23 protein-coding genes and 1 tRNA gene are annotated in these 25,600 nt (G+C 69.5%); 18 read left to right on the top strand and 6 right to left on the bottom strand.

The genetic code is table 11. The features are described 5' to 3' along the window. Positions 1 to 29: 29 nt before the first annotated feature. Entirely contained in the window at positions 30 to 1,064 is a 1,035-nt protein-coding gene (locus BWO91_RS16140; RefSeq protein WP_071258663.1) for a 1,4-dihydroxy-2-naphthoate polyprenyltransferase, read from the top strand. Here BWO91_RS16140 and BWO91_RS16135 read toward each other — a convergent pair. Continuing rightward, on the bottom strand, positions 1,005 to 1,349 hold the full coding sequence (locus BWO91_RS16135) for a DUF4229 domain-containing protein (RefSeq protein ID WP_064294643.1): 345 nt from the start codon (positions 1,347 to 1,349) through the stop codon (positions 1,005 to 1,007). The genes BWO91_RS16140 and BWO91_RS16135 overlap by 60 nt on opposite strands. Before the next feature lie 71 nt (positions 1,350 to 1,420). On the opposite strand from BWO91_RS16135, the gene BWO91_RS16130 reads away from it, so the two are divergent. From BWO91_RS16130 to BWO91_RS16120, 3 genes are read left to right on the top strand one after another with little or no spacing between them, the layout of a single operon-like run. Next, the gene (locus tag BWO91_RS16130; RefSeq protein WP_064294595.1) at positions 1,421 to 1,843 is read left to right on the top strand and encodes a PLD nuclease N-terminal domain-containing protein; all 423 of its coding nucleotides are present in this window, start codon (positions 1,421 to 1,423) and stop codon (positions 1,841 to 1,843) included. Continuing rightward, entirely contained in the window at positions 1,840 to 3,576 is a 1,737-nt protein-coding gene (menD, locus tag BWO91_RS16125) for a 2-succinyl-5-enolpyruvyl-6-hydroxy-3-cyclohexene-1-carboxylic-acid synthase (RefSeq protein WP_079003284.1), read from the top strand. Before BWO91_RS16130 ends, menD begins: the two co-directional genes overlap by 4 nt. A gap of 55 nt (positions 3,577 to 3,631) precedes the next feature. Next, on the top strand, positions 3,632 to 4,495 hold the full coding sequence (locus tag BWO91_RS16120) for a PPK2 family polyphosphate kinase (RefSeq protein ID WP_079003283.1): 864 nt from the start codon (positions 3,632 to 3,634) through the stop codon (positions 4,493 to 4,495). Between the two features lie 17 nt (positions 4,496 to 4,512). Here the strand turns inward: BWO91_RS16120 and BWO91_RS16115 are convergent, their stop codons facing one another. Both BWO91_RS16115 and BWO91_RS16110 read right to left on the bottom strand, forming a co-directional pair. Then, positions 4,513 to 5,751: an isochorismate synthase gene (locus BWO91_RS16115; RefSeq protein WP_430929510.1), complete on the bottom strand. Its 1,239-nt coding sequence runs from the start codon at positions 5,749 to 5,751 to the stop codon at positions 4,513 to 4,515. A gap of 88 nt (positions 5,752 to 5,839) precedes the next feature. Then, entirely contained in the window at positions 5,840 to 6,682 is an 843-nt protein-coding gene (locus BWO91_RS16110) for a helix-turn-helix transcriptional regulator (RefSeq protein WP_079003282.1), read from the bottom strand. A gap of 101 nt (positions 6,683 to 6,783) precedes the next feature. On the opposite strand from BWO91_RS16110, the gene BWO91_RS16105 reads away from it, so the two are divergent. The 8 genes from BWO91_RS16105 (at position 6,784) to BWO91_RS16070 (ending at position 15,427) form a co-directional block, all read left to right on the top strand. Beyond that, on the top strand, positions 6,784 to 7,464 hold the full coding sequence (locus BWO91_RS16105) for an SDR family NAD(P)-dependent oxidoreductase (protein WP_064294591.1): 681 nt from the start codon (positions 6,784 to 6,786) through the stop codon (positions 7,462 to 7,464). Between the two features lie 63 nt (positions 7,465 to 7,527). After that, a complete protein-coding gene (locus tag BWO91_RS16100; protein WP_079003281.1) occupies positions 7,528 to 8,232 on the top strand; it encodes a demethylmenaquinone methyltransferase in 705 nt (234 codons plus the stop codon). A gap of 150 nt (positions 8,233 to 8,382) precedes the next feature. Beyond that, positions 8,383 to 9,942, top strand: coding sequence for an APC family permease (locus BWO91_RS16095; RefSeq protein ID WP_064294589.1), 1,560 nt, complete (start codon positions 8,383 to 8,385; stop codon positions 9,940 to 9,942). Positions 9,943 to 10,030: 88 nt separating this feature from the next. After that, positions 10,031 to 10,468, top strand: coding sequence for a hypothetical protein (locus tag BWO91_RS16090; RefSeq protein WP_079003280.1), 438 nt, complete (start codon positions 10,031 to 10,033; stop codon positions 10,466 to 10,468). A 102-nt stretch (positions 10,469 to 10,570) separates the two neighbouring features. Then, positions 10,571 to 11,632, top strand: coding sequence for a polyprenyl synthetase family protein (locus tag BWO91_RS16085; RefSeq protein ID WP_064294587.1), 1,062 nt, complete (start codon positions 10,571 to 10,573; stop codon positions 11,630 to 11,632). 113 nt (positions 11,633 to 11,745) lie between these two features. Then, positions 11,746 to 13,131 carry an FAD-dependent oxidoreductase gene (locus tag BWO91_RS16080; RefSeq protein ID WP_079003279.1) on the top strand — a complete coding sequence of 462 codons (1,386 nt, stop codon included), beginning with the start codon at positions 11,746 to 11,748 and terminating at the stop codon, positions 13,129 to 13,131. An 87-nt stretch (positions 13,132 to 13,218) separates the two neighbouring features. Continuing rightward, positions 13,219 to 14,316, top strand: coding sequence for a hypothetical protein (locus BWO91_RS20020; RefSeq protein WP_079003278.1), 1,098 nt, complete (start codon positions 13,219 to 13,221; stop codon positions 14,314 to 14,316). A gap of 73 nt (positions 14,317 to 14,389) precedes the next feature. Next, positions 14,390 to 15,427, top strand: a complete 1,038-nt coding sequence (locus tag BWO91_RS16070; protein WP_079003277.1) for an alpha/beta hydrolase — start codon at positions 14,390 to 14,392, stop codon at positions 15,425 to 15,427. A gap of 342 nt (positions 15,428 to 15,769) precedes the next feature. On the opposite strand, the gene BWO91_RS16060 is transcribed toward BWO91_RS16070, so the two are convergent. Next, positions 15,770 to 16,258 (bottom strand): YajQ family cyclic di-GMP-binding protein, encoded by a 489-nt coding sequence (locus tag BWO91_RS16060; RefSeq protein WP_056014685.1) that lies wholly within the window; start codon positions 16,256 to 16,258, stop codon positions 15,770 to 15,772. Between the two features lie 53 nt (positions 16,259 to 16,311). On the opposite strand from BWO91_RS16060, the gene BWO91_RS16055 reads away from it, so the two are divergent. The 5 genes from BWO91_RS16055 to BWO91_RS16035 all read left to right on the top strand — a co-directional run bounded on the left by BWO91_RS16055 (position 16,312) and on the right by BWO91_RS16035 (position 21,129). Beyond that, positions 16,312 to 17,076 (top strand): lytic transglycosylase domain-containing protein, encoded by a 765-nt coding sequence (locus BWO91_RS16055; RefSeq protein ID WP_079004023.1) that lies wholly within the window; start codon positions 16,312 to 16,314, stop codon positions 17,074 to 17,076. Positions 17,077 to 17,181: 105 nt separating this feature from the next. Continuing rightward, positions 17,182 to 17,263, top strand: a tRNA-Tyr gene (locus BWO91_RS16050). Positions 17,264 to 17,426: 163 nt separating this feature from the next. After that, the gene (locus BWO91_RS16045) at positions 17,427 to 18,698 is read left to right on the top strand and encodes an HNH endonuclease signature motif containing protein (protein WP_079003275.1); all 1,272 of its coding nucleotides are present in this window, start codon (positions 17,427 to 17,429) and stop codon (positions 18,696 to 18,698) included. Between the two features lie 141 nt (positions 18,699 to 18,839). Further along, positions 18,840 to 19,667, top strand: a complete 828-nt coding sequence (locus BWO91_RS16040) for an inositol monophosphatase family protein (RefSeq protein ID WP_064294581.1) — start codon at positions 18,840 to 18,842, stop codon at positions 19,665 to 19,667. Positions 19,668 to 19,926: 259 nt separating this feature from the next. Beyond that, positions 19,927 to 21,129, top strand: coding sequence for a M23 family metallopeptidase (locus BWO91_RS16035; RefSeq protein WP_079003274.1), 1,203 nt, complete (start codon positions 19,927 to 19,929; stop codon positions 21,127 to 21,129). A 304-nt stretch (positions 21,130 to 21,433) separates the two neighbouring features. Here the strand turns inward: BWO91_RS16035 and rfbB are convergent, their stop codons facing one another. Together rfbB and poxB are read right to left on the bottom strand one after the other, a co-directional pair. Further along, on the bottom strand, positions 21,434 to 22,432 hold the full coding sequence (gene rfbB, locus BWO91_RS16030) for a dTDP-glucose 4,6-dehydratase (protein ID WP_071258697.1): 999 nt from the start codon (positions 22,430 to 22,432) through the stop codon (positions 21,434 to 21,436). 55 nt (positions 22,433 to 22,487) lie between these two features. After that, entirely contained in the window at positions 22,488 to 24,224 is a 1,737-nt protein-coding gene (poxB, locus tag BWO91_RS16025; protein WP_079003273.1) for a ubiquinone-dependent pyruvate dehydrogenase, read from the bottom strand. A 243-nt stretch (positions 24,225 to 24,467) separates the two neighbouring features. Between poxB and BWO91_RS16020 the strand changes: the two genes are divergently transcribed. Further along, the gene (locus BWO91_RS16020; protein ID WP_158596504.1) at positions 24,468 to 25,529 is read left to right on the top strand and encodes a serine/threonine-protein kinase; all 1,062 of its coding nucleotides are present in this window, start codon (positions 24,468 to 24,470) and stop codon (positions 25,527 to 25,529) included. The last annotated feature ends 71 nt before the right edge of the window (positions 25,530 to 25,600 follow it).

Below are 25,600 nucleotides of genomic sequence, written 5' to 3'. Positions count from 1 at the left end.
CCGGAGGCTCCGCGGGTAGACTCGCCGTCGTGGCACATGGAGCACGGCCGGCAGCGCCGAAACAGCAGAAGACGTCCGCACAGCGCCCCACGGCGGGTCGTGGCGCGAACGGTGGACGATCGGGCAACCCCGCACGCGGTGGCGGTCGCAAGGTCCCCCTCGCGAAGCCGGCGACCTTCGGCGACTGGGTCGGTGCTGCGCGGATCCGCACGCTGCCGATGGCCGTCGCCCCCGTGCTCATCGGCACCGGCGCCGCGACGATCATCGCGGGCCCCGGGGTCTACCACCCGGTCCGTGCACTGCTCTGCCTCGTCGTCGCGCTCGCGCTGCAGATCGGCGTCAACTACGCCAACGACTACTCCGACGGCATCCGCGGAACGGACGACCTCCGGGTCGGCCCGAGCCGATTGACCGGTTCCGGCGCGGCGAAGCCCAAGACGGTCCTCACCGTCGCGCTGGTGTTCTTCGGGATCGCGGCCGTGGCCGGCATCGTCCTCACGATCCTCACCCAGTTCTGGTGGCTGCTCCTCGTCGGGGCGGTCGCGATCGTCGCCGCCTGGTTCTACACGGGCGGGAAGCGTCCCTACGGGTACTTCGCGCTCGGCGAGGTCTTCGTCTTCGTGTTCTTCGGCCTCGTCGCCACACTCGGCACCACCTTCGTCCAGGTCGGGACCGTGAACCAGGAGGCATGGTTCGGCGCGATCGGCGCGGGCCTCATCGCCTGTGCCGCGCTCGTCGTCAACAACCTCCGCGACCTCGAACAGGACAAGGCGGTCGGGAAGCGCACCCTGTCGACCTTCATCGGCCGGATCGCGTCGAAGGTGCTCTACTGCGTCCTGCTGCTCGTGCCGTTCGGCATCGCCGCGTTCCTCGCGCTCTTCTACCCGATCGCCTGGTTCACGATGTTCGCGCTGCTCGCAGCCATCCCGGCGTGCGTGATCGTGCTGTTCTCCACGACGGCCAAAGAGCAGATCCTGGCGCTCAAGCTGACGGGGCTCGTGCAGCTAGCGTTCGGGGTGATCCTCGGTCTGGCGTTCTTCTACACGCCCGGCATCGCCGGCTGACGACGCTTCCGGTGTCGCCGCGCTCGCATCGAGCGCCGCGTCCTCGGAGTCCTCGTCGTCGTGCGGCGTCGGCTTGTCGCCGTGTCGACGGGCGTACAGCTCCTGCGCGACGGTCTCCCGCGGGGTGCGCAGGAAGATGTAGGACACGCAGAGCCCGATGATCGCGGCGATGATCGCGGCGACCCAGGGCTGCAGACCCGTGAGGAAGACGAGGAGCAGGAGCGGCACCACGAACGCGAGGAGGCGGAGGATGGTGTACCGGACGGCGGCGGGAACGCGTTTCACCACATAAGTCTAGGCGTCCCGCCTGAAGGCAACCCCAGGTAATCACGTCACCTGGCGTTTACGATGGAGACATGGTTCGTCTCTGGATCGGCCTCGCCGTCGCGGCAGTCGTCTTCATCGTGTACTCGGTGGTCGACTGTGCCACGATGCCGCGCGACCGTGTCCGAGGGATCAGCAAGACCTCGTGGATCATCGCCATCCTCCTCCTGCCGGTCATCGGCGGAGTCCTCTGGTGGATCATCGGCCGGGTCCGCGCTCCGAAGGCCGTGCCCCGCGGCTCAGCCCCGGACGACGACCCGGACTTCCTCAAGAAGCTCGACGCCGACCGCGCGCAGACGAAGCGCATCCGCGACCTCGAGGACGAGCTCAACCGCTTCGACGACGAGTCGGGTGAGAGCCCGGATGCGACGACGCACGACGACCCAGCGCCAGGATCAGACACGCCCGACGACGGCTCCGGCCGCAGACCGCCTGGCGCCCCGAGCGCCTCGTGAACCCGTCCGCCGCTCCCGAGCCCGTCGGCTCGGCTCCCTCGTCGAGCCCGGCCAGCGCGTCGGCATGGACGCTCCTCGACGCGCTCGTCGCCGCGGGTGTCTCCGACGTCGTCGTCTGTCCCGGCTCCCGGTCCCAGGCGCTCGCGCTCGCCGCCGCCGAGCTCGCGGCCTCCGGACGGATCACCCTGCACGTGCGCATCGACGAGCGGGTCGCCGGCTTCCTCGCCTTGGGCCTCGGCGTCGAGACCGACCGTCCGGCCGTCGTGATCACGACCTCGGGGACGGCGACCGCGAACCTGCATCCGGCGGTCCTCGAGGCGCATCACTCTCGTGTGCCGGTCATCGTCCTCACAGCCGACCGGCCCGCCGAGGCGCACGGCATCCGGGCGAACCAGACGACGAAGCAGGACGACCTCTACGGGTTCGCCGCGCGCCTCGCCGTGGTCGTCGAGGCCCCGACCGGTGAATCGGGTGAGCAGGACGCCGCCCGCGATCTCGCCCGGCGGGCGTACCGTGCCGCGACGGACGTCCTCGACCCGGGCCCGGTGCACCTGAACCTCGCGTTCCGGGAGCCGCTCTCGGGCAGCTTCGAACCCGAGGTGACCGAGACGGCCCCCGATGTCCCGGTCGCGACGGACGCCGTCACGGAGGCACCGCTCTACCCGGGTCGACCGCATCTCGTGCTCGAGCGTGGACCCAGGACCCTCGTCGTCGCCGGGCACGACTCCGGCCCGGCCGCCGAGCAGCTCGCGACGGACGGCGGGTGGCCGCTCATCGCGGAGGTGTCGAGCGGATCACGGTTCGGGCGGAACGTCATCGCCGCCTACCGGGAGCTGCTGCGCGAGGACGACTACCGCGAGGCCGTCGAGCGCGTCGTCGTGTTCGGCCACCCGACACTCAGCCGCGAGGTCCCGCTCCTGCTCCAGCAGCCGCAGGTCGAGACGATCGTCGTCGCCCCGGCCGGAGCCGAGGTCTACAACCCCGGACGACGGGCCGACCGGATCGTGTCCTCGGTCGCCGTCGAGGCGGGCCCCGCGGATCGCGCCTGGCTCGGAGCGTGGGTCGTCGGGTCCCGCGAACGGGTGATCGACCCCTCGCCCGCAGCCCCCGATCTCGACGGGCTGCACTCGACGACACCCGCCGAGCGACTGGCCTCCGTCCGGGCCGAGCTCGAGGCCGTCCGGCTCCCGGTCACCCGCGAGGTCCTCGTCGACGCGGTCTGGCGTGCCACCTGGCCGCACGACCGTCTCGTCGTCGGTGCGTCGAGGCTCATCCGCGTGGCCGACGGTCTCGTCCCCGGCCGAAAGATCAGCGTGCATGCCAACCGCGGACTCGCGGGCATCGACGGCACCATCGCCACGGCCACGGGGATCGCGCTGGCGAGCCAGGCCGACGGCGGTCCCGGTGTGACGCGGGTGCTCCTCGGCGATCTCGCCTTCCTCCACGACGTCGGCGCGCTCCTCCTGGACGACGGCGTCGCGCCGCGTCTCCAGGTGATCGTCGGCAACGACGGCGGTGGCACCATCTTCGACGCGCTCGAGGTCGCCCAGAGTGCACCCGGAGCGCTCTTCGACCGCGTCCAGTACACGCCGCAGCACGTCCGGCTCGAGTCGCTCGCGACGGCCTACGGCTGGGAGTACCGCTCGGCCCGCACCCGCACGGAGCTCGACCAGGCGTTCACCGCGCCGGTGACCGGTCCCGTCCTCATCGAGGTCCCGCTGCCGCGCGCCTGATCCGTTGGTCCTCCCGGGGTCGACTTCCGACGCGACCTGCGGCCACAATGGGCGGATGACGGCATCGAAGCACGCATCGACCTGGACCGCACCTCCTCGAGACACGCTGCGCGTGGGCGAGGGGTTCAGCCTCGCCGCCGTCGATCCCCGGTCGACGCCGGGCTTCGACGGCGACAAGCAGCAGGGCAGGCTCGAGCTGGACGCGGGGGTGCCCGCCCTGTCCGAACTGCAGGAGCGACTCTTCGCGGCGAGCACGCAGGGAGCCCCGGAAGCGGTGCTCCTCGTCCTGCAGGCGATGGACACGGCGGGCAAGGGCGGCATCGTCAAGCACGTCGTCGGCTCCGTCGACCCGCAGGGCGTGCACCACTACGCCTTCAAGAAGCCCACGGAGGAGGAGCGCTCCCACGACTTCCTCTGGCGGGTGGAGCAGCACCTGCCGAAGCCCGGTCAGATCGGCGTCTTCGACCGCTCGCACTACGAGGACGTCCTCATCGGCCGGGTGCGTCGGCTCGCGGAGCCGGACGAGATCGAGCGTCGGTACGGAGCGATCAACGACTTCGAGGCGGGCATCGTCGCGAGCGGGACCCGTATCGTCAAGGTGATGCTGCAGATCAGCGCCGACGAGCAGAAGGAACGGCTCGCCGATCGGCTCGCGCGTCCGGACAAGCATTGGAAGTACAACCCCGGCGATGTGGACGAACGGGAGCTGTGGCCGGCGTATCAGGACGCGTACCAGGTGGCGTTCGAGCGCACGAGCACCGAGGCAGCCCCGTGGTTCGTCGTGCCGGCGGACCGCAAGTGGTACGCGCGCATCGCGGTCCAGCGTCTGCTGCTCGACGCCCTCGAGGACATCGATCCGCAGTGGCCGCCGGCCGACTACGACATCGCCGTCGAGCAGGCGCGACTCGCGGCGAGCTGAACCGGTGGGGCCTCGGCTCAGCCGAAGGCCTCCACGATCGGACGGAACTTCATCTTCGTCTCGACGAGCTCCGTCGCGGCATCCGAGTCGGCCACGATGCCGCAGCCGGCGTAGGCCGTGATGTCGCCGTCGGGTGCGATCTGCGCACAGCGGAGGGCCACCGCCCACTCGCCGTCGCCCGAGGCGTCCACCCACCCGACCGGACCGGCGTAGCGACCGCGGTCGAACGGTTCCAACTCGCGGATGAGGGTGACGGCGTCGCGGGTCGGGGTTCCGGCGACGGCGGCCGTCGGGTGCAGGCCGTCCATGAGGTCGAGCGAGGACGAGCCGTCCGAGAGTCGTCCCTCGATGTCGGTCGCGAGGTGCCAGAGGTTCGGCAGCTTGAGGGTGAACGGGACCTCGCTGCGGCGCAACTGCGGACTGTGAGATTGCAGAGCGGTCAGCACGGACTGCACGGCGAACTGGTGTTCACCCTGGTCCTTCGCGCTCGTCATGAGTGCGACGGCCTGGTCGTGGTCGCTCTCGGCGTCGGGACCACGCGAGATCGTGCCGGCGAGGACGCGCGCCGAGACGGCACCCCGATCCACTCGGACGAGCGTCTCCGGGCTCGAGCCGATGAAGCCGTCGACCGCGTAGGTCCAGCAGTCGGGGTAGGCGAGGGCGAGGTCGTGGAGCACCCGGCGGCGGTCCGCTTCCTCGGGGAGGTGCCCGGTCAGGTCGCGAGCGAGCACGACCTTGCTGAGGCCGCCGGCCTTGATGCGGGCGATGGCGCGCTCGGCCGATTCGAGGTAGCCCTCGCGGCTCTGCACGCCGGGGGTCAGCTGGATGCGGTACTCCGGCCCGTACGCCGTGGTCACGGGATCGACGTCCTCGGCGCCGTCGCCGAGGGAGACCCGCGTGATGAAGCTCGCGTCGGGGTACCGGCCGATGATCGTGCGCGGCACGATGAGGACGCTCGTCGCGGAGGACTCGTCGTCGAAGGCGAACGTGCCGAACGCGACCAGGCCGGTCCCGGGGCGTCGCACCTCGTCCGTCACCACGGCTGCGGCGCAGACGTCCCGCCAGGCCGCCGCGGCACGCGTGAACCGGTCGGGGCCCGAGAACTCCAGGCGGAGCGCCTCACCCAGTCCGACCAGCCCGTGTCCCTTCCGCACCCAGAGGAGCGGCGAGGTCTGGTCGGCGAACGGGAGGAGCTGGCGCGGGTCGTCGGTGGCGACGGTCTGGGCGACCAGTGACGAGGTCAGGGGAATGGTCACCGTTCAACCCTACGCCCGCGCAGGAAGGGTCCCTCCCCGCCGCAGCCTGACCGGTGGCGCGGTGCTCACGGCCTGGTCGGCGGGGCGTTCACCGGCCGGGCGTGCCGATCGTCTGCAACCCGGTGACCCCGAGCAGTGCGAGTTTCGCCGCGTCCTCGGTGCCCGGTGCCGCCGTGTAGACGACGATGCGCAGGTCGCCGCCCGGCGTCGACAGGACGTCGCAGTCGACGGTGATCGGTCCGACCGGCGTCCGCGTGACCGTCTTCCGGCTCGCCCGGTGCTCCGCGACCCTGGCCTCCGCCCAGCGCCGCTCGAACTCGGGCGACACCGATCGCAGCCGGGCCACGAGCCGTGCGAGCTCGTCGTCCCGCGGGTAGCGCCCGACCGCGGCCCGGAGGTCTGCGGCGAGGTCGCTCGCGAACTCCTCCTCGTGCTGCTCGTCGAAGTCGGTGCCCTCGTGCCCCGCGGTGAAGTGCCGCCACACCAGGTTGCGATCGTCGCCGACGAGGGCCGAGGGATCGCCGTTCACCGCGGCCCACAGCGGGTTCCAGAGCAGGATGTCGTGGGCGGCGGAGAAGACCGCCAGCGGCACGTCGCCGAGCCGGTCGACGATGCGCTGGACGCCCGGACCGATGTGCCGGGGGACGAGCCCGGGCGGTGGTGGAGCGGCTCCGGCGACCCGGTAGAGGTGGTCGCGCTCCTGATCCGTCAGTCGGAGGGCGACCGCGAGCGCCCGGAGGAGTTGCGGCGAAGGATTCTTGGCGCGTCCCTGCTCGAGCCTGACGATGTAGTCCACGCTGATGCCGGCGAGGGCGGAGAGCTCCTCGCGGCGCAGGCCGGCAGTCCGTCGTCCTGAGCCGGCGGGGAGACCGACCTCGGCAGGGGAGACCCGTTCGCGCCAGGCCCGGAGCACACCGGCGAATTCGTCCATCCGGCCATTGTGCCCCCGGCGGCGGTCCGCATCCTGGTACTGCCGGTCCTCCTGTCGACCGGGGCCTGGCGGACCGACCCTGCCGGGCGGAGCATGGACCCATGACCACCACACTCATCACCGGGGCCAACAAGAGCCTCGGACTCGAAACCGCACGCCGACTGATCGACGCCGGCCACACCGTCTACGCCGGCATGCGCGACCTGGGCCGTGGCGATGCCGTCGCCGCACTCGGCGCCCACCCCGTCCAGCTCGACGTCACCGACCAGGCGAGCGTCGATGCGGCCCTCGCGGCGCTCCCGGAGCTCGACGTGCTCGTCAACAACGCCGGCGTGCTCGGCACGTCCTTCGGCGTCGACGACCTCGCGCCGGAGTCGATGCAGGACGTCCTCGACACGAACGTCGTGGGTCTCGTCCGCGTCACCCAGGCGGCGTTGCCCCTCCTGCGTCGTTCGTCCCGACCCGTCATCGTGAACGTCGCCTCCGGGGTCGGGTGGCCGCGCTTCCTCACCACCGAGGGGGCCGACGAGTTCGCGGTGCCGACGATCCCGTACGCCGCGTCGAAGGCGGCCGTCATCGCGCTCACCGTGCAGTACGCGAAGAACCTGCCCGGGTTCCGGGTGAACGTGAGCGACCCGGGCTACACGGCGACCGACTTCAACGGGCACGGCGGCCACCAGACGGTGACCGAGGGGACGGACGCGACCGTCGCGCTCGCCCTGCTCGGTCCGGACGGTCCCACCGGCGAGTTCCACAACCGGCACGGACGCATCGACTACTGAGCGTGAGCCTGGGAGCCGTGCTCGGACGGCCGGCTCCCAGCGGCGCGGACGTAGGATGGACGGGTGAACCGCGCCGACCTCTCCAAGCAGCCCGAGCAGGTCTCGGCCATGTTCGACGACGTCTCGACGAAGTACGACCGCATGAACGCGGTCCTCTCCGTCGGGAACGACGCCCTGTGGCGCATCGCGACCACTCGTGCGGTCGGTCCGGCCGCCGGTGAGCGCATCCTCGACCTCGCCGCCGGCACGGGCACGTCCTCCGCGGCGCTGGCCCGCAACGGGGCGCAGGTCGTGGCCGCCGACTTCTCGCCCGGCATGATCGCCGTGGGTCGCGACAAGTACGCCGACCGCTCCGACATCCAGTTCGTCGAGGCCGACGCGACCGACCTCCCCTTCGCCGACGAGGAGTTCGACGCCACGACGATCTCCTTCGGCCTCCGCAACGTCGTCCGTCCGAAGGACGCCCTCGCCGAGATGCTCCGGGTCACGAAGCCCGGCGGCCGCATCGTCATCTGCGAGTTCTCCACGCCGACGTTCGGGCCCATGCGCGCCGCGTACAACCTCTACCTCGAGCGGGTCATGCCGCTCGTGGCGGGCGTCGCATCGTCGAACGCCGAGGCGTACACCTACCTGAACGACTCGATCCGCGCCTGGCCGAGCCAGCCGGAGCTGGCCGCCTGGCTGCGCGAAGCGGGCTACGAGCACGTCGCGTACCGCAACCTCACCGGCGGGATCGTCGCCCTGCACCGGGGACTCAAGCCGGCCTGAGTCGCGTCACCATCGGGGTTCGTCTCGGCATTCTCGAGGGGTGGAACCGGTTGATCCCGTCACTTCCCATGAGGCCGCGCGACTGATTCCGTAGCCCAGTCCCGAACGGGAGCATTGACACACGGGTGCACCCGGCCCTACCGTTCCGTCATGACAGCACAGGACACGGCCCGCGGGTCGCAGCCGGCATCACCCACCGGCGGCAAGGGTCTCGCCACCGGCACCCTCGGCCTCTTCGGCTCCGTGATCATCGGCCTGGCGTCGACCGCGCCGGTCTACTCGCTCGTCGCGACGCTCGGGTTCGTCGTGCTCGCCGTGGGCGCCCAGGCGCCGATCGCCTTCATCGTCGCCTTCATCCCGATGCTGTTCATCGCGTTCGCCTACCGCGAGCTGAACCGTGACGTGCCGGACTGCGGCACCACTTTCACCTGGGCGACGAAGGCCTTCGGCCCGGTCACCGGCTGGATCGGCGGGTGGGGCGTCGCGCTCGCCGGCATCGTGGTGCTCGCGAACCTCGCACAGATCGCGGGGCAGTACCTGTGGCTGCTCATCGGCGACGGTTCCCTCGCCTCGAACGTCCCACTCGTCACCGCCACCGGTGTCGTGTTCATCGCCCTCATGACGTGGGTCTCGTACCGCGGCATCGAGCTGGGGGAGCGGATCCAGAACATCCTCCTCGCGATCCAGTACCTCGCGCTCGTGCTGTTCGCCGTGTTCGCCTTCATCGGCGTCGCGAACGGCACGGCTCCGAACGCCACGCCGGTCTCGCTCGACTGGTTCAATCCGTTCGCCTTCGGCGACTATCACGGGTTCATCGAGGCCGTGCTGCTCGCGTTGTTCATCTACTGGGGGTGGGACACCTGCCTGGCCCTGAACGAGGAGACGAAGGACCCGCAGAAGATCCCGGGTCGCGCAGCGCTCATCTCGACCGTCGTCCTCCTCGTCACCTACGTCACGGTGACGGTCGCCGCCATGGCCTACGCCGGGCTCGGCGACACGGGCACCGGGCTCGGTAACGAGGACAACGCGAACGACATCTTCCTCGCGCTCAAGGACCTCGTGCTCGGCCCCTGGGCCTGGATCCTCGTCGTGGCCGTCCTGATCTCGGCCGTGTCCTCGACGCAGACGACGATCCTGCCGACAGCTCGTGGAACGCTCTCGATGGCCGCCTACAAGGCGCTCCCGAAGCGGTTCGCGACCGTCCACCCGACGTTCAAGACCCCGTCGTTCTCCACACTCGTCATGGGCATCGTGGCGATCGTCTACTACGTCGGCATGACGCTCGTGAGCGAGAACATCCTCGCCGACTCGATCCTGTCGCTCGGACTCGCGATCGCCTTCTACTACGGCATCACCGGGTACGCGTGCGTCTGGTACTTCCGCAAGGTGCTCTTCCGCTCCGCACAGGACTTCTTCTTCAAGGGGCTGTTCCCGCTGCTGGGTGCGCTGATGCTCACCTACGCCTTCGTGCAGAGCTGCATCGACATGTTCGACGTGGACTACGGCTACACGGTCCTGTTCGGTGTCGGCGGCACGTTCGTCATCGGAGTCGGTTCGCTGGCCTTCGGGTTCGTGCTCATGCTGCTCTGGTACGGCCGCAAGGCCTCGCGGCCTTTCTTCCGCGGGGAGAGCCTCAACCGCGACACCGAGGTCCTCGTGCCGGACGAGCCGATCGAGTACGGCCGCTCCGTCGACGGTGGTCTCACCTGACCTCCGGTCCCTGAGCTTTCCTCCGGTCCCTGAGCTTGTCGAAGGGCATCTCCCGGGGTCGTCCAGGCGGGCCGGGCATACTGGAGGGATGTTGGACACCCTGCCAGGCGGCCCGTGGATCTGGGGCATCGCGATCGTCGGTCTCGTGCTCGTCGTCGTCCTCATGAACGCCAGGCGGGCGAAGTCCGCGTTCGCGAAGCCGTACGAGCGCTACGACACCACGGAGATCCCGCCGGACACCCCGGGCACCCGCGAGTTCATCGTGCGAGACGACGCGACCGGTGCGCGGCTCCAGTTCGTCGCGTCGGGGCCGTCGGCCAGGATCGCCCTCGTCGTCGTGCCGCCGAAACACCTCGGGACCGGCGTCGAGGCCGGCCTCTTCCGCGCTGCGCTGCCGACCGCTCAGGGCGTCGACGCCTGGACGTGGCCGCCCCTCAACACCGACGGGTACTCGATGCTGCTCGACCTCGCGCACGAGTTCCCGCACCTGGCGTTCTACGATGCCGAGGGCGTGCGACTCCGCTGATTCGAGTCATGTGGTCCGACCACAGCTGCCAATCGCCTGACCGCGCCCGTCGATTCCGGTCCTCCGGCACCGGTGACGGGCTGCCCCGGCTAGGCTAGAGCTGTGAATCCCAGCGCGACCCGCCGTGTCAGCAACCTGGCCAGCCAGGCCGGGCTTGCCGAACGCATGTTCGCGACCGGTGCAGACCGCAAGCTCGCCAAGACCATCGACGACGGCGTGGCCCGCCTCGAGATCGGTCTGGAGGAGCAGCTCGGGTTCACCGACGACCTCGTGGACGTCACCGCGCGCTATCTGCTCGAGGCCGGCGGCAAGCGGGTTCGCCCTCTGCTCACCATGCTCATCGCCCAGCTCGGCGACGGCATCACCGACAACGTCCTGCGGGCGGCCGAGGCGATCGAGATCACCCACCTCGGTTCGCTCTACCACGACGACGTCATGGACGACGCCGACAAGCGTCGAGGCGTGCCCAGCGCCCACCAGGTGTTCGGCAACAACACCGCCATCCTCACCGGCGACCTCTTGTTCGCGCGCGCCAGCCAGATCATGGCCGACCTCGGCGAGCGGGCGATCCGGATCCAGGCCGCCACGTTCGAGCGGCTCGTGCTGGGGCAGCTGCACGAGACCACCGGTCCTCGCGAGGGCCAGGACGAGGTCGAGCACTACATCCAGGTCCTCGCCGACAAGACCGGGTCGCTCATCGCCGCCGCGGCCCGGAGCGGCGTCATCTTCTCCAACGCCCCCGAGGCGTACGAGACCGCGGTCGTCGAGTTCGGCGAGAAGGTCGGCATCGCCTTCCAGCTCATCGACGACGTCATCGACCTCTCGCCGCAACCGGAGGAGACCGGCAAGGTCCCCGGCACCGACCTCCGGGCCGGCGTCGTCACCCTCCCCATGCTCTACCTGCGCCGCGAGGCCGTCGCCGACCCCGAGGCGGCAGCGCTCGTCGCCCGTCTCGACGCCGAGGTCACGGAGACGGACCACGACCCCGTCCGGTTCGCCGCGCTCGTGGCCACCCTGCGCGACCACGCCGTGACCGCGCGGACCTTCGCCGAGGCCCGGCAGTGGGCCGACGAGGCGATCGCTGCACTCGCTCCACTGCCCGACGGCTCGGTCAAGAAGGCGCTCGTGCACTTCGCGAAGGCGATCGTCGACCGAAGGAGTTGATGGCGGCGCCGCTCCACCGGGGCGGCACGGCATCCCAGATGCGCATGCATGACGGCCGGAGCGCTCCACCGGCTGCACCCGGAACCCCGCACGGGGACACGAAAGGAACCACCGTGACCAAGCTCAGGCTGGCCATCGTCGGCGCAGGACCCGCAGGCATCTACGCGGCAGACATCCTCCTCAAGGCGGAACGGAAGTTCGACGTCTCCATCGACCTCTTCGAGCAGCTTCCGGCCCCGTACGGCCTGGTCCGCTACGGCGTCGCGCCCGACCACCCGCGTATCAAGGGGATCATCAACGCGCTCCGCGACGTCCTCGACCGAGGCGACATCCGGATCTTCGGCAACGTCCGCTTCGGCGTCGACATCACGCTCGACGACCTCAAGCACCACTACAACGCCGTGATCTTCTCCACGGGCGCCGTCGAGGACGCCCCGCTCGACATCCCGGGGATCGACCTCGACGGGTCGTACGGTGCCGCGGAGTTCGTGAGCTGGTTCGACGGACACCCCGACGTCCCACGCACCTGGCCGCTCGAAGCGGAGTCGATCGCCGTGATCGGCAACGGGAACGTCGCGCTCGACGTCGCTCGCATGCTCGCGAAGCACCCGGAGGATCTGCTCCCGACGGAGATCCCGGCCAACGTCCACGAGGGGCTGCAGCAGTCGCCGGTGACCGACGTGCACGTCTTCGGGCGTCGCGGGCCCGCACAGGTGAAGTTCACGCCGCTGGAGCTCCGCGAACTCGGGGAGCTCAACGACGTCGACATGATCCTCGCCGACGAGGACTTCGACTACGACGACGCGTCGAAGGCGGCGGTGGCGAGCAACAAGCAGGTCATGGTCATCGACCGCGTCCTGCAGCAGTGGCGCAAGCGCGAGACCGGTCAGGCCTCGCGCCGACTGCACCTGCACTTCTACGCGAAGCCGGTCGAAATCGTCGACGACGGTTCCGGCAAGGTCGCCGCCTTCCGGTACGAGCGGACGAGACCAGACGGTCAGGGCGGGGTCGAGGGCACGGGTGAGATCCGCGAGGTGCCGATCCAGGCGCTCTACCGCGCGGTGGGGTACTTCGGAAGTCCGCTGCCCGGCGTGCCCTTCGACTCGAGGCACGGCGTGATCCCCAACCACGAGGGCAAGGTCCTCCACCCCGAGAGCAACGAGCGCGTCCCGGGCGTCTACGCGACCGGGTGGATCAAGCGTGGTCCGGTCGGCCTCATCGGCCACACGAAGTCGGACGCGATGGAGACCATCAGCCACGTCATCAACGATCAGGCGGACTGGTGGGCGCCGGCCGAACCGGAGGAGGAGGCCGTCGTCGCGCTGCTCGAGTCGCGCGGCGTGGCCTACACGGACCTCGAAGGCTGGCACCTCCTCGACCAGCATGAGATCGCGCTCGGTGAACCACAGGGTCGCGCCCGCATCAAGGTGGTGCCGCGCGAGGAGATGGTGGCGATCTCGCGCGCGCAGCCCTCGGGCACCGGGACACCGTCCGCCTGAGCCGCGCCCGCGATCCCGCCGATCGCCCCGCGTCAAGCCGCTCGACGGAACCCGGTTCCGACGGGCGTCGGTCACTATGCTGGACGGATGACCGACCCCAACGCGCCCCAGAACGTCCCGTCGGAGCAGCCGACGTCCGTACCGCCGTCCGAGCCGCCGGCATTCGTCGCCGACGGCCGGCAGCAGCACCAGCAGCAGCCGCGCTACGGCGAGATGCACCCGGATTCCGTGCAGCAGCAGTGGGACCAGGCGGGTCAGCAGACCCCGGCTCCGCAGCAGGGTGGCCAGTGGGGCCAGCCGCAGAACGGTGAGCAGGCGGGCCAGTGGGGTCAGCCGCAGCAGGGCCAGTACGGCCAGCCGCAGCACCCGGGCCAGCCGCAGCACACCGGCCAGTACGGTCAGGACACGGGGCAGTACGGCCAACCGCAGCAGACCGGTCAGTACGGAGCCCCCCAGGGGCAGTACGGTCAGCCGCAGCAGGGTCAGTACGGTCAGCCGCAGCAGTACGGGCAGGCTCCGCAGAAGGCGCCGAACCCTCGTGCACGCGAGACGCGTCTCGCGCTCGTGTCGGTCGGCATCGCAGCGGGTATCGCTGCGGCCGTCGCACTGGTGGGCATCATCGGGTCGTTCTTCAGCATCTCGGAGTACTTCCCCGTCGGTGACGTCCTGCTGGGCTTCGGTGCGAACCTCGTCAACATCGCCCTCTGGGGCGCAGGGGCGGCACTCATCCTCATCATGGTCCGTCCGCTCACGCGGGTCCGCACCGCCCGCGACCTGATCCAGTCGGTGGGCATCGCCGCGGCCGTCGGCACCGGCGTCCTGCTGCTCGTGGTGCTCATCGTCACCATCGTGCGCGGTGTCGTCGAGCAGTACGGCACGCCGGCGTTCTTCGTCAACCAGGGCTTCCTGTCGCCGATCCTCTACGGGGTCACCCTCGCGGGCTTCCTCACGATCGGTGCCGTGCTCGCGACGCGGTTCGTCGCACCCGAGGGCCTCGCCGACGCTCCGCACGAGCAGCACAGCGGTCAGCAGCACGGTCAGCAGTTCCTGCAGGGTCAGCACGAGCAGCAGGGCCAGCACCAGCAGGGTCAGCACGACCACGGCTCGCAGCAGCACGGTCAGGCGCAGCAGCCCTACGGACAGCAGCCGCAGGCCCCGCAGCAGCACAATCCGTACCAGCAGTAGTCGGAACGTCGGATGGTCGGCGGGCGAGCCCGACCATCCGACCACCGATCACGGGGCGCGGTAACGTGGCGGTATGGCCGGATCTCGCGGGTGGACCGCCGACATCCTCGGCGAGGGCTTCCAGCAGCGCACGCTGACCCTCGAACCGGACGATGAAGGTGACGTCGTCGCGACCCTCGTCCGCTACCGGATGCCGCCCCTCGAGCAGCTCGGCGAGTTCCTGCTGCCCGACGTCGCGGACGGCATCGACGTCCTGTACGTCCACGGCTGGTCCGACTACTTCTTCCAACGCCACCTCGCGCGATTCTGGGCCAGGCTCGGAGCGCGGTTCTACGCTCTCGACCTGCGCAAGTACGGCCGGAGCCTCCGCCCGCACCAGACGCCGGGATACGTCGACGACCTCCGCACCTACGACGAGGACATCGAGGCCGCGCTCTCGGTGATGGGGCACGGCTCCGACGAACACGCCGCCGGGCGGCGGACCCGGCGCCGACTCGTCCTCCTCGGCCACTCGACCGGCGGGCTCACCCTGAGTCTCTGGACGGCCAGGAACCAGGATCGCGTCGCCGGTCTCGTCCTGAACAGTCCGTGGCTCGAATTCCAGGCGAGGCAGCTCGGGCGGCTCGCGATCGCCCCGCTCGTCCAAGCCGGATCGCGGATCGATCCGCGTGCCCAGCTCCCCGTCGTCGACCTCGGGTTCTACACCCGCTCCGTGTCGAGCACGATGGACGGGGCCTGGGACTACGACCTCGCCTGGCGGCCGGTCCACGGGTTCCCGCTGCATCCCGGGTGGTTGAACGCGATCCTGCGAGGGCATCGGCTCGTCGACGCGGGCCTGCAGCTGCGCGTGCCGGCGCTCACGCTGCTCTCGGCGCGGAGTGTCCTGCTGCCGCGGTGGAACGACGCGATGATGCGGAGTGACACGGCGCTCGACGTCGACGCGGTCGCGGACCGCGCGCTCGATTTGGGCGAGACCGTCACGATCGTGCGGCTCGACGGCGCCTTGCACGACGTCTTCCTGTCCGAGGAGCCCGTCCGACAGCGCGCGTTCGAGCAGATCGTCGCATGGGGACGCGGCTACCTCACGAAGCCGCCGACCGCGTACCGCTAGCGTTCAGTGGGCGGCAGGTGTCGTCGCGAGCCCATCGGACGGCGCGGATCCGGTCGCCCGGCGGCGAGCCAGTCGGCGTAGCTGTGGTTCGCACCGATCGCGCACCAGCACGGGACACCGACCTCTTGGCCGGCGCGCGAGGTCCGGAAGAGTTCGAGATGCGACCCGTCCGCGGGTCTCTGGTGATCCACTGCTGCACTCCAACCATCGAGCCCGCTCGCGCGGGTGCGGTTCGTCCGGCACCGTGCCGAACGGGAGCCCACCGGATCGGGTGCTCCGGTGAAGAGAGTGGTGCAGAGGTCGATCATGACGCGATCGAGGTGATCGACCGCGTCCGACCAGCTAGCGGTAGTTGACGAACTGCAGGTCGATGTCGAGGTCGGCGCCCTTCAGCAGCGCCATGGTGGCCTGGAGATCGTCACGGCTCTTCGACGAGACACGGAGCTCGTCGCCCTGGATCTGCGACTTGACCGACTTCGGGCCCTCGTCGCGGATGAGCTTGTTGGCCTTCTTCGCGATCTCCTGGCTGATGCCCTCCTTGAGGGTCGCCTCGATCCGGTACTCCTTGCCGCTCGCGAACGGGTCGCCGACCTCGAGGCTCTTGAGCGAGATGCCGCGCTTGATCAGCTTCGACTCGAAGACGTCGAGGATCGCCTTCACGCGCTCCTCGGTGTTCGCCTTCATGAGGATCTTCTCGCCGCTCCAGGCGATCGAGGCACCGACGTTCTTGAAGTCGTACCGCTGCTCGACCTCCTTGTGCGCCTGGTTGAGGGCGTTGTCCGCCTCCATCTTGTCGACCTTGCTCACGACGTCAAACGATGAATCTGCCATGTGGACCATGGTAGCGCCGGTGTCGCTCAGGCAGGTGTGGTTGGGTGGGTGCGATGCGCAGCCCGGTGAAGCAGGACCAGCGGACCATCGTCGGACGACGAGGGGCGCTCGCCGGAGCGACCCTGGTGATCGGTGTGCTCGTGTTGAGCGGTTGTGCTCCCGAGCCGGCCCCCGTCCCGTATGCGGTTCCCGTCGAGCTCCCGCCGAAGAGCGACGCCCCCGACGGCGGTGTCGCGAACGTCGACCTCGCCGATCCCCAGTGGATCACCGACGTTGCCGAGGCGAGTGGCATCCCCGAGCGCGCCCTGCGGTCCTATGCCGGTGCGGCCATCCGCAAGGCCGAGCTGACGCCGGAGTGCGGCATCGGCTGGACGACGATCGCGGCTGTCGGGTTCGCCGAGAGCGACCACGGTCGCCACGACGGCTCGAAGCTCGGCGAGGACGGCGTCGTGACACCGCCGATCTTCGGTGTGCCGCTGAAGGGTGGCGAGACCGAGGAGATCACCGACACCGACCAGGGGGTCATCGACGGCGACCCGGTCCACGACCGTGCCGTCGGCCCGTTCCAGTTCATCCCGCAGTCGTGGGAGAACTGGGGGACCGACGCGAGTGGTGACGGCGTGCTCGACCCGCAGAACCTCGACGACGCGGCGATGGCTGCCGCGAACTACCTCTGCCGGGCGAGCGACTACGACATGCGGACGGAGGACGGCTGGCTGAGTGGGATCCGGGCGTACAACTCGTCACCCGAGTACCTTCGGCGGGTCGCCGCCGCGGCGAACGAGTACGCCGAAGCCGCGCCGTCCGACAAGCGCTGAGCGGCTCGGTGACGGATGCCGATGCTGATTTCGCGTCCGGCGGTCTGACGGCTATATTGGTCAAGCGCTTTCGGTTGGCTGTTCGAAAGTCGGTCGGGCGCGCTTGGCGAGTTACCCTAGCGGCCAAAGGGATCTGACTGTAAATCAGACGGCTCAGCCTTCGGGGGTTCGAATCCCTCACTCGCCACGGACAAATCGCCTCATCCTCCGGATGGGGCGATTTTTCGTGGTGCTGGCGAGCCGGGGAGCCCCCGCCGGTCCCTGAGCCTGTCGAAGGGCACCCGAGGAGCCTTCCACAACCGACCCGACTCGGCATCTGGAATGTCAGTGGTCCATGGTGGACTTGTCCCATGACCGAGACCACCTTTACCGCGATCCGCGTCGGCGACGAGTACGCCGCGCAGCTCGCGGAGTTCTCGGACGAGTGGGCGGACCTCCACCGCCAGCAGGCTGTCCTGGACGCACGGAAAGCGCGCCTCCTGGCCCGTTCCGCCGCCCACGCGGACGCATTTGCCGACGCCACCGTCCCTGCGATCTTCCCGCCGGCCGAGCGCCAGGCCCTGTCCCGTCGCTCCACTTGTGCGGCCCTCGCGATGGCGACCCGGATCCCGGAGCGGACGATCCAGCGTGCGACCAACGACGCCGAGCGCCTCGTGAACGACGCACCGGCGGTGCTGGCGTCGCTTGAGGTGGGCCGTATCTCGGCGCGGCATGCACAGGTGATCACGGACCAGCTCTGCGACGTCCCTGCCGCTGGCCGGGCGGTGTTCCTCGAGCAGGTGCTGCCGGTCGCCGAAGGCGCGACCGTCTCGTACCTCCGTCAACGCGCCCGCGTCCTGCGCGAGCGCCTCCATCCGGAATCGATCACCGCCCGAGCCGTCCGCTCCGAGGCAGACCGCCGGGTGGAATTCGAGCCCGCAGCGGATGGCATGGCCTGGGTGCATCTCTTCACCACCGCGCCCATCGCCCAGGGCATCATCGAACGGGTTGAAACGGCCGCCGCCGAGTCACGCGCAGCGGGCGACACCCGCACCTGCGCACAAATGCAAGCGGACGCACTCGCGGCGCTCGCCCTCACCGGTGTCACGCCGGAAGATGTCATGTCGAGCCCGATGCTCCCGCACCCGATCGAAGTGCAGGAGCACATCGTCCCCACCGTCCAGATCACGGTCCCGGCGCTCAGCATGGCCGGTGTCTCTGACGCCCCGGCAACCCTGGACGGCTACGGGCCAATCGACCCCGAGACCGCCGCACGCATCGCGGTGAATGCACCGAGTTTCACCCGGATCCTCGTCCAGCCTGAGACAGGTGCGGTCCTCTCGGTAGGGCGGAATCAGTACCGCGTTCCGGCCGACCTGCAACGCGCGGTCCGCCTCCGGGACGGCACCTGTCGGGCGCCAGGCTGCGGCAGACGCGCCAGAGCCTGCGATCTCGATCATTCCGTCGCGTGGGAAGACGGCGGCTCAACAGATGTCGGCAATCTCGCCTGTCTCTGCCGACATCACCACCGGATGAAGCACCTGCCCGGCTGGAGCCTCGACCGCAAACCGGGCGGCGTCCTCGACTGGACGACGCCCGACGGCAAGCAGTATCGGACGGAGCCAGATCCTGCACCGTTCTGACCTGCGCCGGTCCCTGAGCCTTTCGCAGGTTTCTCGGGGGCACTTCGACAGGCTCAGTGACCGGCGGAGGTGTGCTCGGGAACGGTTCGGTCCCTGAGCTTGTCGAAGGGCACTCAAGTCGTGCCGCCATAGGGTGGTGGGGTGACCGGACACGAAGAACTCCTCCAGATCGCCACCGACATCGCCGCAGAGGCCGGCGAGCTGATCCTGCGCCGACGCCGTGAGGGCGTCGAGATCGCCGCGAGCAAGTCGTCGGTCGAGGACGTCGTGACCCGAGCCGACCGCGAGTCCGAGCAGTTCATCCGCGACCGCCTCCTCGCAGCACGACCGGACGACGGATTCCTCGGCGAGGAGACCGGCACGGAGGGCGGCGCGACGGGGACCTCCGGCCTGACCTGGGTCGTCGACCCCATCGACGGCACCGTCAACTACCTCTACGACATCCCTGCGTACGCCGTCAGCATCGGGGTCGTCGAGGGCGAACCGGACCCGGCCACCTGGACCGCTCTCGCCGGAGCCGTGGTGAACCCGGTCCTGGGTGAGCACTACACCGCCTCCCGCGGCGGTGGCGCACGACTGAACGGCCGCACCCTCGAGGTCAACCGAGGCGTGGCACCGAACGTGGCGCTGCTCGGCACCGGCTTCTCGTACACCGCCTCGCGGCGCATGGAGCAGGCGGCCGTGCTCGGCGCCCTCCTCGGGACCTTCCGCGACGTCCGTCGGATCGGCTCCGCCGCACTCGACCTCTGCAGCGTCGCGTCCGGCCGCCTCGACGCCTACTACGAGAGCGGCCTGAAGCCGTGGGACCAGGTCGCGGGCGCACTCATCGCTGCCGAGGCGGGCGCGACGGTCGCCGGCTTCGACGGTGCCCCGGCCACCACGCAGCTCATCATGGCCGCCGATGCGCCGCTGCTCGCGGTCCTCGAACGGCTCCTCGTCGAGCAGGGCTTCGCGACGCCGACCGGGTGAAACTCCATGCGCGCTGGAGCCGCTCGCGGTAACGCTCCGGTGGCGACTCGTTCATAAGAGAACTCTCATATGGCCTCTGACCAGGGTTTTCCCGAGTAAAACCGAGCACTGCCATGGCTTTTTCAGCCTCCCGTTGCTAGCATTTATGCATTCGTTACCTTCGCGTTCCCCCGCGCGGATGGACGTCGAGACCTTCCTGCAAGCCCATTGAAAGGCCCCCGCCCCCTTGTCACGCCATGCCAGCCCTGAGGACACCCCTGTGCTTCCCGACCCTCAGGACCCGCAGAACACGTCTGTCGAGAACGACGCTGCACCCGTGCAGACGCCGCCGCTCAGCCGCCGTGAACTCCGCGAACGTGAGCGTCAGGCGGCGGCCGCCCTGGAGCACCAGGAGTCCGTGCTGCAGGACCCGACGCACGAGGCCAGCGCCGACCAGGAGGAGGCGGCCGCGGCCGTCGACCCGGTCGACCAGATGATCGCCGAGGCGATCGACGCCGTGCACACCTCCGATGTCTCCGACATCGCGCCGGTCGAGGCAGAGCCCCTCATCACCGAGCCTGCCGTGGCTTCCGACTCCACTCCGGCCACCGAGTCCATCACCGTGACGGTCGACGCGTCCACGGTCGACGCCCCCCGCGGGCGCCGCGCAGCTGCACCGAAGCCGGCCTCGAAGCCCCGCGCATCATCCCGCCAGGCCGCCGCACCGGCGTCGCCCCGCCCGACGAGCATCGCGCGCAAGCGTCGCATCACGACCAAGATCTTCGCGGGTGCCGCGATGGGCTTCGTCGCCCTCATGGCCGTGGCCACCTCCGTGCCCGCCAACGCGTTGCTCACCGCTGAAGACGTCGCGACCTCGGTGGCCGAGGCCTCGCAGGCAGAGCTCGGCGACGGCAACGGGCTGAGCAACCAGGCGTCGCAGTCGCTCGACAGCGAGGGTTCGGCAGAGCTGACGTTCACCCGCGACGACTACACCACGAGCACCGTCGAGGAAGCCGCCGCCGCGATGGGCATCCGCCCCGCGAACACCTTCACGAACAACCCGAACGGGACGATCCAGTGGCCGTTCGCGGTCGGCGTCACCATCGGTGACCGCTTCGGTGCCCGCGACTGCGCCGGGTGCTCGAGCGACCACCACGGCCAGGACTTCAACCCCGGTAACGGCGCGCCCATCCAGGTCATCGCCGACGGCGTCGTCCGCCACGTCGAAGACGGTGAAGGCTCGCTCGGCGTCAACGTCATCGTCGACCACACCATCAACGGCCGCCTCGTCTCGAGCGTCTACGCGCACATGCAGCACGGCTCGGTCCGCGTGACCGAAGGTCAGGCGATCAAGGTCGGCACGATCCTCGGACTCACCGGTAGCACCGGTATGTCCACCGGTCCGCACCTCCACTTCGAGATCCGACTCGACGGCGTCACCTGGGTCGACCCACTCGAATGGCTCTACGCGAACGTCAACTGACGCCGCGGAACCCGACACGTCGACTGCCTCGCCCGACTTCCGGGCGGGGCAGTCGTGTTTCGCCCGGGCACTTCCTTCGGTCACTGAGCTTGTCGAAGTGCTCCCGGGGTGCGTCGCCCTTCGACAGGCTCAGGGACCGGTGGTGGGGCTCAGAGACCGGTGTTGGGGCTGAGGGACCGGTGTTGGGGCTCAGAGACCGGTGCTCGGTCTTCGGGACCGGGTCTTCACGTGCAGGGACCGGGCACGGAACGACGAAGGCCCGCCCGGCTGCTGCCGGACGGGCCTTCGTCATGCCACAGGAGCGTTACTGACCCTGCTCCTGGTACTTCGCCTCGGTGGCGGCCTTCTGCGGCTTCCACCACGACTCGTTGTCGCGGTACCAGGCGATCGTGTCGGCGAGGCCGGCCTCGAAGTCGCTGAACGCCGGTGTCCAGCCGAGCTCCGTGCGCAGCTTCGACGAGTCGATCGCGTAGCGGAGGTCGTGGCCGGGACGGTCGTTCACGTGGTCGTAGGCGTCCGCCGGCTGGCCGAGCTGGGTGAGGATGAGCTCGACGACGTCCTTGTTGTTCTTCTCGCCGTCGGCACCGATGAGGTACGTCTCGCCGATGACCCCCTTGTCGAGGATCGTGAGGACGGCGGACGAGTGGTCGTTCGCGTGGATCCAGTCGCGGACGTTCTCGCCCGTGCCGTACAGCTTCGGGCGCTCGCCGCCGAGCACGTTCGTGATCTGGCGCGGGATGAACTTCTCCACGTGCTGGTACGGACCGTAGTTGTTGGAGCAGTTCGAGATGGTCGCCTTGACGCCGAAGGAACGCACCCACGCGCGGACGAGGAGGTCGCTGCCGGCCTTCGTCGAGGAGTACGGGCTCGACGGGTTGTACGGCGTCTGCTCGGTGAAGCGCTCCGGGTCGTCGAGTTCGAGGTCGCCGTAGACCTCGTCGGTCGAGATGTGGTGGAACCGCGTGCCGTGCTTGCGAGCAGCCTCGAGCAGCGTGTACGTGCCGATGATGTTCGTGTCGAGGAACGGGCGCGGGTCGTGGAGGGAGTTGTCGTTGTGCGACTCCGCCGCGTAGTGCACGACGGCGTCGTGACGGGCGAAGAGCTCGTCGACGAGCGTCGCGTCCTGGATGTCGCCGACGACGAGCTCGAAACGATCGGCCGGGAGGCCGTCGAGTGAGGCGCGGTTGCCCGCATAGGTCATCTTGTCGAGGACGGTCACCGAGTGATCGGTGTTGTTCAGGACGTAGTGGACGAAGTTCGAGCCGATGAATCCGGCGCCGCCGGTAACGAGAAGTCTGGACACGGTAGACGAGTCTACCCGGCGGTCTCCGGATACCGCGGGGGAATCCGGTTGTCGCTCAGTGACCGGGCAGGATGCGGCGCAGCAGGTTCGTGTTCGCGAGGTCGAGCAGTTCGTCGCCGCGGCCCGACATGACCGTCCGGAGGGCGTACAGGGTGAACCCCTTCATCTGCTCGGCGGTGATCGTCGGCGGGATCGACAGTTCCTGTCTGGCGGTCACGACGTCGACGAGCGCCGGACCGTCGTGATCGAAGGCCCGACGGATGGCGCCCTCCAGCTCGCTCGCCCGCTCGACGCGTTCGCCGTGGATACCCATGCCCTCGGCCACGCGGGCGAAGTCGGGGTTCTCGAGGTCGGTGCCGTAGTTGACGAACCCGGCCGCCTTCATCTCCAGCTCGACGAAGTTGAGCGAGGAGTTGTTGATCACGATGATCTTCACGGGCAGCTTGTTCTGGGTGAGTGAGATGAGCTCGCCGAGCAGCATGGTGAGTCCACCGTCGCCCGCGAGCGCGACGACCTGACGACCCGGGTGGGACGCCTGCGCGCCGAGCCCGTGCGAGACGGCGTTCGCCATGCTGCCGTGGCTGAACGATCCGATGAGTCGACGCCGCCCGTTCATGGTGAGGTAGCGCGACGCCCAGACGACCGGGGAACCGACGTCGGGGATGAACACGGCGTCGTCCGTCGCCAGCTCGTCGACGACCTTCGCGAGGTACTGCGGGTGGATCGCCTGACCGTCGTGGTCGGCCGTCGCCAGATCGTCGAGCCCCTTCCGCGAACTGCGGTAGTGCTTGAGCGACTCCTCGAGGTGCTTGCGATGGGTCTTGCGCTCGAGCTTCGGCAGCAGCGCGTCGAGGGTGTCGCGGACGGTGCCGACGAGTGGGAGGTCCACCGGGTGCCGCCGGCCGATCTGTTCACCCCGGATGTCGACCTGGATGACGGTCGCTTCCTCGGGGAAGAACTGCGGGTAGGGGAAGTCGGTGCCGAGCATGAGGAGGACGTCGCACGACAGCATCGCGTGGTAGCCGCTCGCGAATCCGAGGAGGCCGGTCATGCCGACGTCGAAGGGGTTGTCGTATTCGACGTGCTCCTTGCCGCGGAGGGCGTGCACGATCGGCGCGGCGAGGGCGTCGGCCGTGTCGATGAGCTGAGCGTGAGCCCCCGCGACACCCGCACCGGCGAGGATCGTGACGCGCTTGCCGGCGTTGAGGAGGCGTGCGGCCTCGTCGAGCTCGTGCTCCGACGGCAGGATCCGAGGCTGCGTGGCACGGATGGCGGAGACGTGCTCGCTCACGGCCCGTTGGAGCATGACATCGCCCGGCACGACCACGACGGCCACGCCGCGGCGCTCCATGGCGGTGCGCATCGCGATCTCGAGCACCCGCGGCAGCTGCTCCGGGACGGACACGAGCTCGACGTAGACGCTGCACTCGCGGAACAGTTCCTGGGGGTGGGTCTCCTGGAAGTAGGTGCTGCCGATCTCCGAGCTCGGGATGTGCGCGGCGATCGCGAGCACCGGCACCCGCGAGCGGTTCGCGTCGAAGAGGCCGTTGATGAGGTGGAGGTTCCCGGGGCCGCAGCTCGCCGCGACGACCGCCAGCTCGCCGGTCAGCTCCGCCTCCGCAGCTGCGGCGAAGGCGGCGGCCTCCTCGTGGCGCACGTGCACCCAGTCGATGCCGCCCGAGGAGCGGAGGGCGTCCGTGAAGCCGTTCAGGGAGTCGCCCGGGAGGCCGTAGACGCGTTGCACACCGCTGGCCTGGAGGGTTGCGACGACGGTTTCAGCGACAGTGGACATGGGTGCTCCTCGCAGCAGACGACTCGGCCCGGGTTCCCGGCCCCCTCCATGGTCCTCGTCGCGGTTCGGGGCCCGCAAGGGAGCATCGTGGTCTTGCAGACGCCTACCAGGTGCGCTAGCCGTTCTCAACACTCCGACAGGAATCCGGCTGAACGACGAACGCCTTGTAACGTGGTCGCTGGAACAGCCTGCCGAGAACGCGGTGGCGCGGCCAACATCGACTGCACCGTGAAGGGGGCGGCCGTGAGCGACTCCCTGCACCGACCGCCGGCACACGCCGGGTCGATCACCGATCCATCGGTGATGTTCACCGAGCACACCGAAACGGTCGTCACCGGTGTCAGCCTGTCGAACGGGCGGTACAGCATCGGCGAGCAGCTCGGCTCCGGCGGGTCCGCCAACGTCTACCGGGCTCGCGACGAACTGCTCTCCCGTCCCGTCGCCGTCAAACTCTTCCGCGACGAGGCCGCGACTGCGAACGACCGGCTGCGCCAGGAGCGGGAGATCCGCCTCCTCGGCGAACTCCGTCACCCGGGCCTCGTCGAGCTGTACGACTCCGGCTCCGTCGTCCACCGCGGGGTCGAGCATCGGTTCCTCGTCATGGAGTACATCCCGGGTGCCACGCTCACGGACAAGCTGCAGGCCGGCCCGATGCTCCCTCGTGACGTCGCCGCGCTCGGTGCGCAGGTCGCCGACGCGCTGTCCTTCATCCACAACCGGTCGATCGTGCACCGCGACATCAAGCCCGACAACATGCTCTTCAGTGACATCGCCGCCTTCGGGCACGCGAACCTCGTCAAGCTCTCCGACTTCGGCATCGCCCACTTCGTCGGCGGGTCCCGACTGACGAACACCGAGGCCATCTCGGGTACCGCGTCCTACCTGTCGCCCGAGCAGGCGCTCGGCGAGACGGTCAGCACCGAGACGGACATCTACTCGCTCGGGCTCGTGCTCCTGGAAGCGATCACCGGCCGCCGGGAGTTCGACGGCGGGGTCGTGGAGGCCGCGGTCGCGCGTCTGCACCGCGACCCGGTGATCCCGCCCGAACTCCCCGCCGCCTGGCACCCCCTGCTCCGGTCGATGACCGCCCGGAAGCCCGAGGACCGACCCGCCGCCCACGAGGTCGCGTCGAGCCTGCGAGAGATCTGGTCGGCGTCGCGCGTCCGGCGGGTCCGCCGCGTCCGGGCCAGACTCGGACTCGTCGTCGACCAGGGCGTCGACCCGCGGATCGCCATGCTCCTCGCCGCCGCCACGGCCGCCGCGGGCCTCGCGATCGGCGTAGCCATCGGCATCTTCGCGTTCTGATCGGCCCATTACCACGTTTCGTCCGGATCCGGGGAAGTCACCCGGCCGGTGTACCGTCTCAACAACGATCG

Origin of the sequence: Plantibacter flavus, assembly GCF_002024505.1 — a bacterium.
Classification (GTDB): Bacteria; Actinomycetota; Actinomycetes; order Actinomycetales; family Microbacteriaceae; genus Plantibacter; species Plantibacter flavus_A.
The sequence above is the reverse complement of the archived record's forward strand: the minus strand, read 5'-3'. Positions and strand labels throughout refer to the sequence as shown.

Bases quoted from the DNA above. Each gene is read 5' to 3' on its own strand.
- BWO91_RS16045 (WP_079003275.1), top strand. From the start codon at position 17,427: ATGACCGAGACCACCTTTACCGCGATCCGCGTCGGCGACGAGTACGCC.
- BWO91_RS16110 (WP_079003282.1), bottom strand. From the start codon at position 6,682: ATGGACGAATTCGCCGGTGTGCTCCGGGCCTGGCGCGAACGGGTCTCC.
- BWO91_RS16130 (WP_064294595.1), top strand. From the start codon at position 1,421: ATGGTTCGTCTCTGGATCGGCCTCGCCGTCGCGGCAGTCGTCTTCATC.
- BWO91_RS16090 (WP_079003280.1), top strand. From the start codon at position 10,031: ATGTTGGACACCCTGCCAGGCGGCCCGTGGATCTGGGGCATCGCGATC.
- poxB (WP_079003273.1), bottom strand. From the start codon at position 24,224: ATGTCCACTGTCGCTGAAACCGTCGTCGCAACCCTCCAGGCCAGCGGT.
- BWO91_RS16055 (WP_079004023.1), top strand. From the start codon at position 16,312: ATGCGCAGCCCGGTGAAGCAGGACCAGCGGACCATCGTCGGACGACGA.
- BWO91_RS16070 (WP_079003277.1), top strand. From the start codon at position 14,390: ATGGCCGGATCTCGCGGGTGGACCGCCGACATCCTCGGCGAGGGCTTC.
- BWO91_RS16060 (WP_056014685.1), bottom strand. From the start codon at position 16,258: ATGGCAGATTCATCGTTTGACGTCGTGAGCAAGGTCGACAAGATGGAG.
- BWO91_RS16095 (WP_064294589.1), top strand. From the start codon at position 8,383: ATGACAGCACAGGACACGGCCCGCGGGTCGCAGCCGGCATCACCCACC.
- BWO91_RS16105 (WP_064294591.1), top strand. From the start codon at position 6,784: ATGACCACCACACTCATCACCGGGGCCAACAAGAGCCTCGGACTCGAA.
- BWO91_RS20020 (WP_079003278.1), top strand. From the start codon at position 13,219: ATGACCGACCCCAACGCGCCCCAGAACGTCCCGTCGGAGCAGCCGACG.
- BWO91_RS16120 (WP_079003283.1), top strand. From the start codon at position 3,632: ATGACGGCATCGAAGCACGCATCGACCTGGACCGCACCTCCTCGAGAC.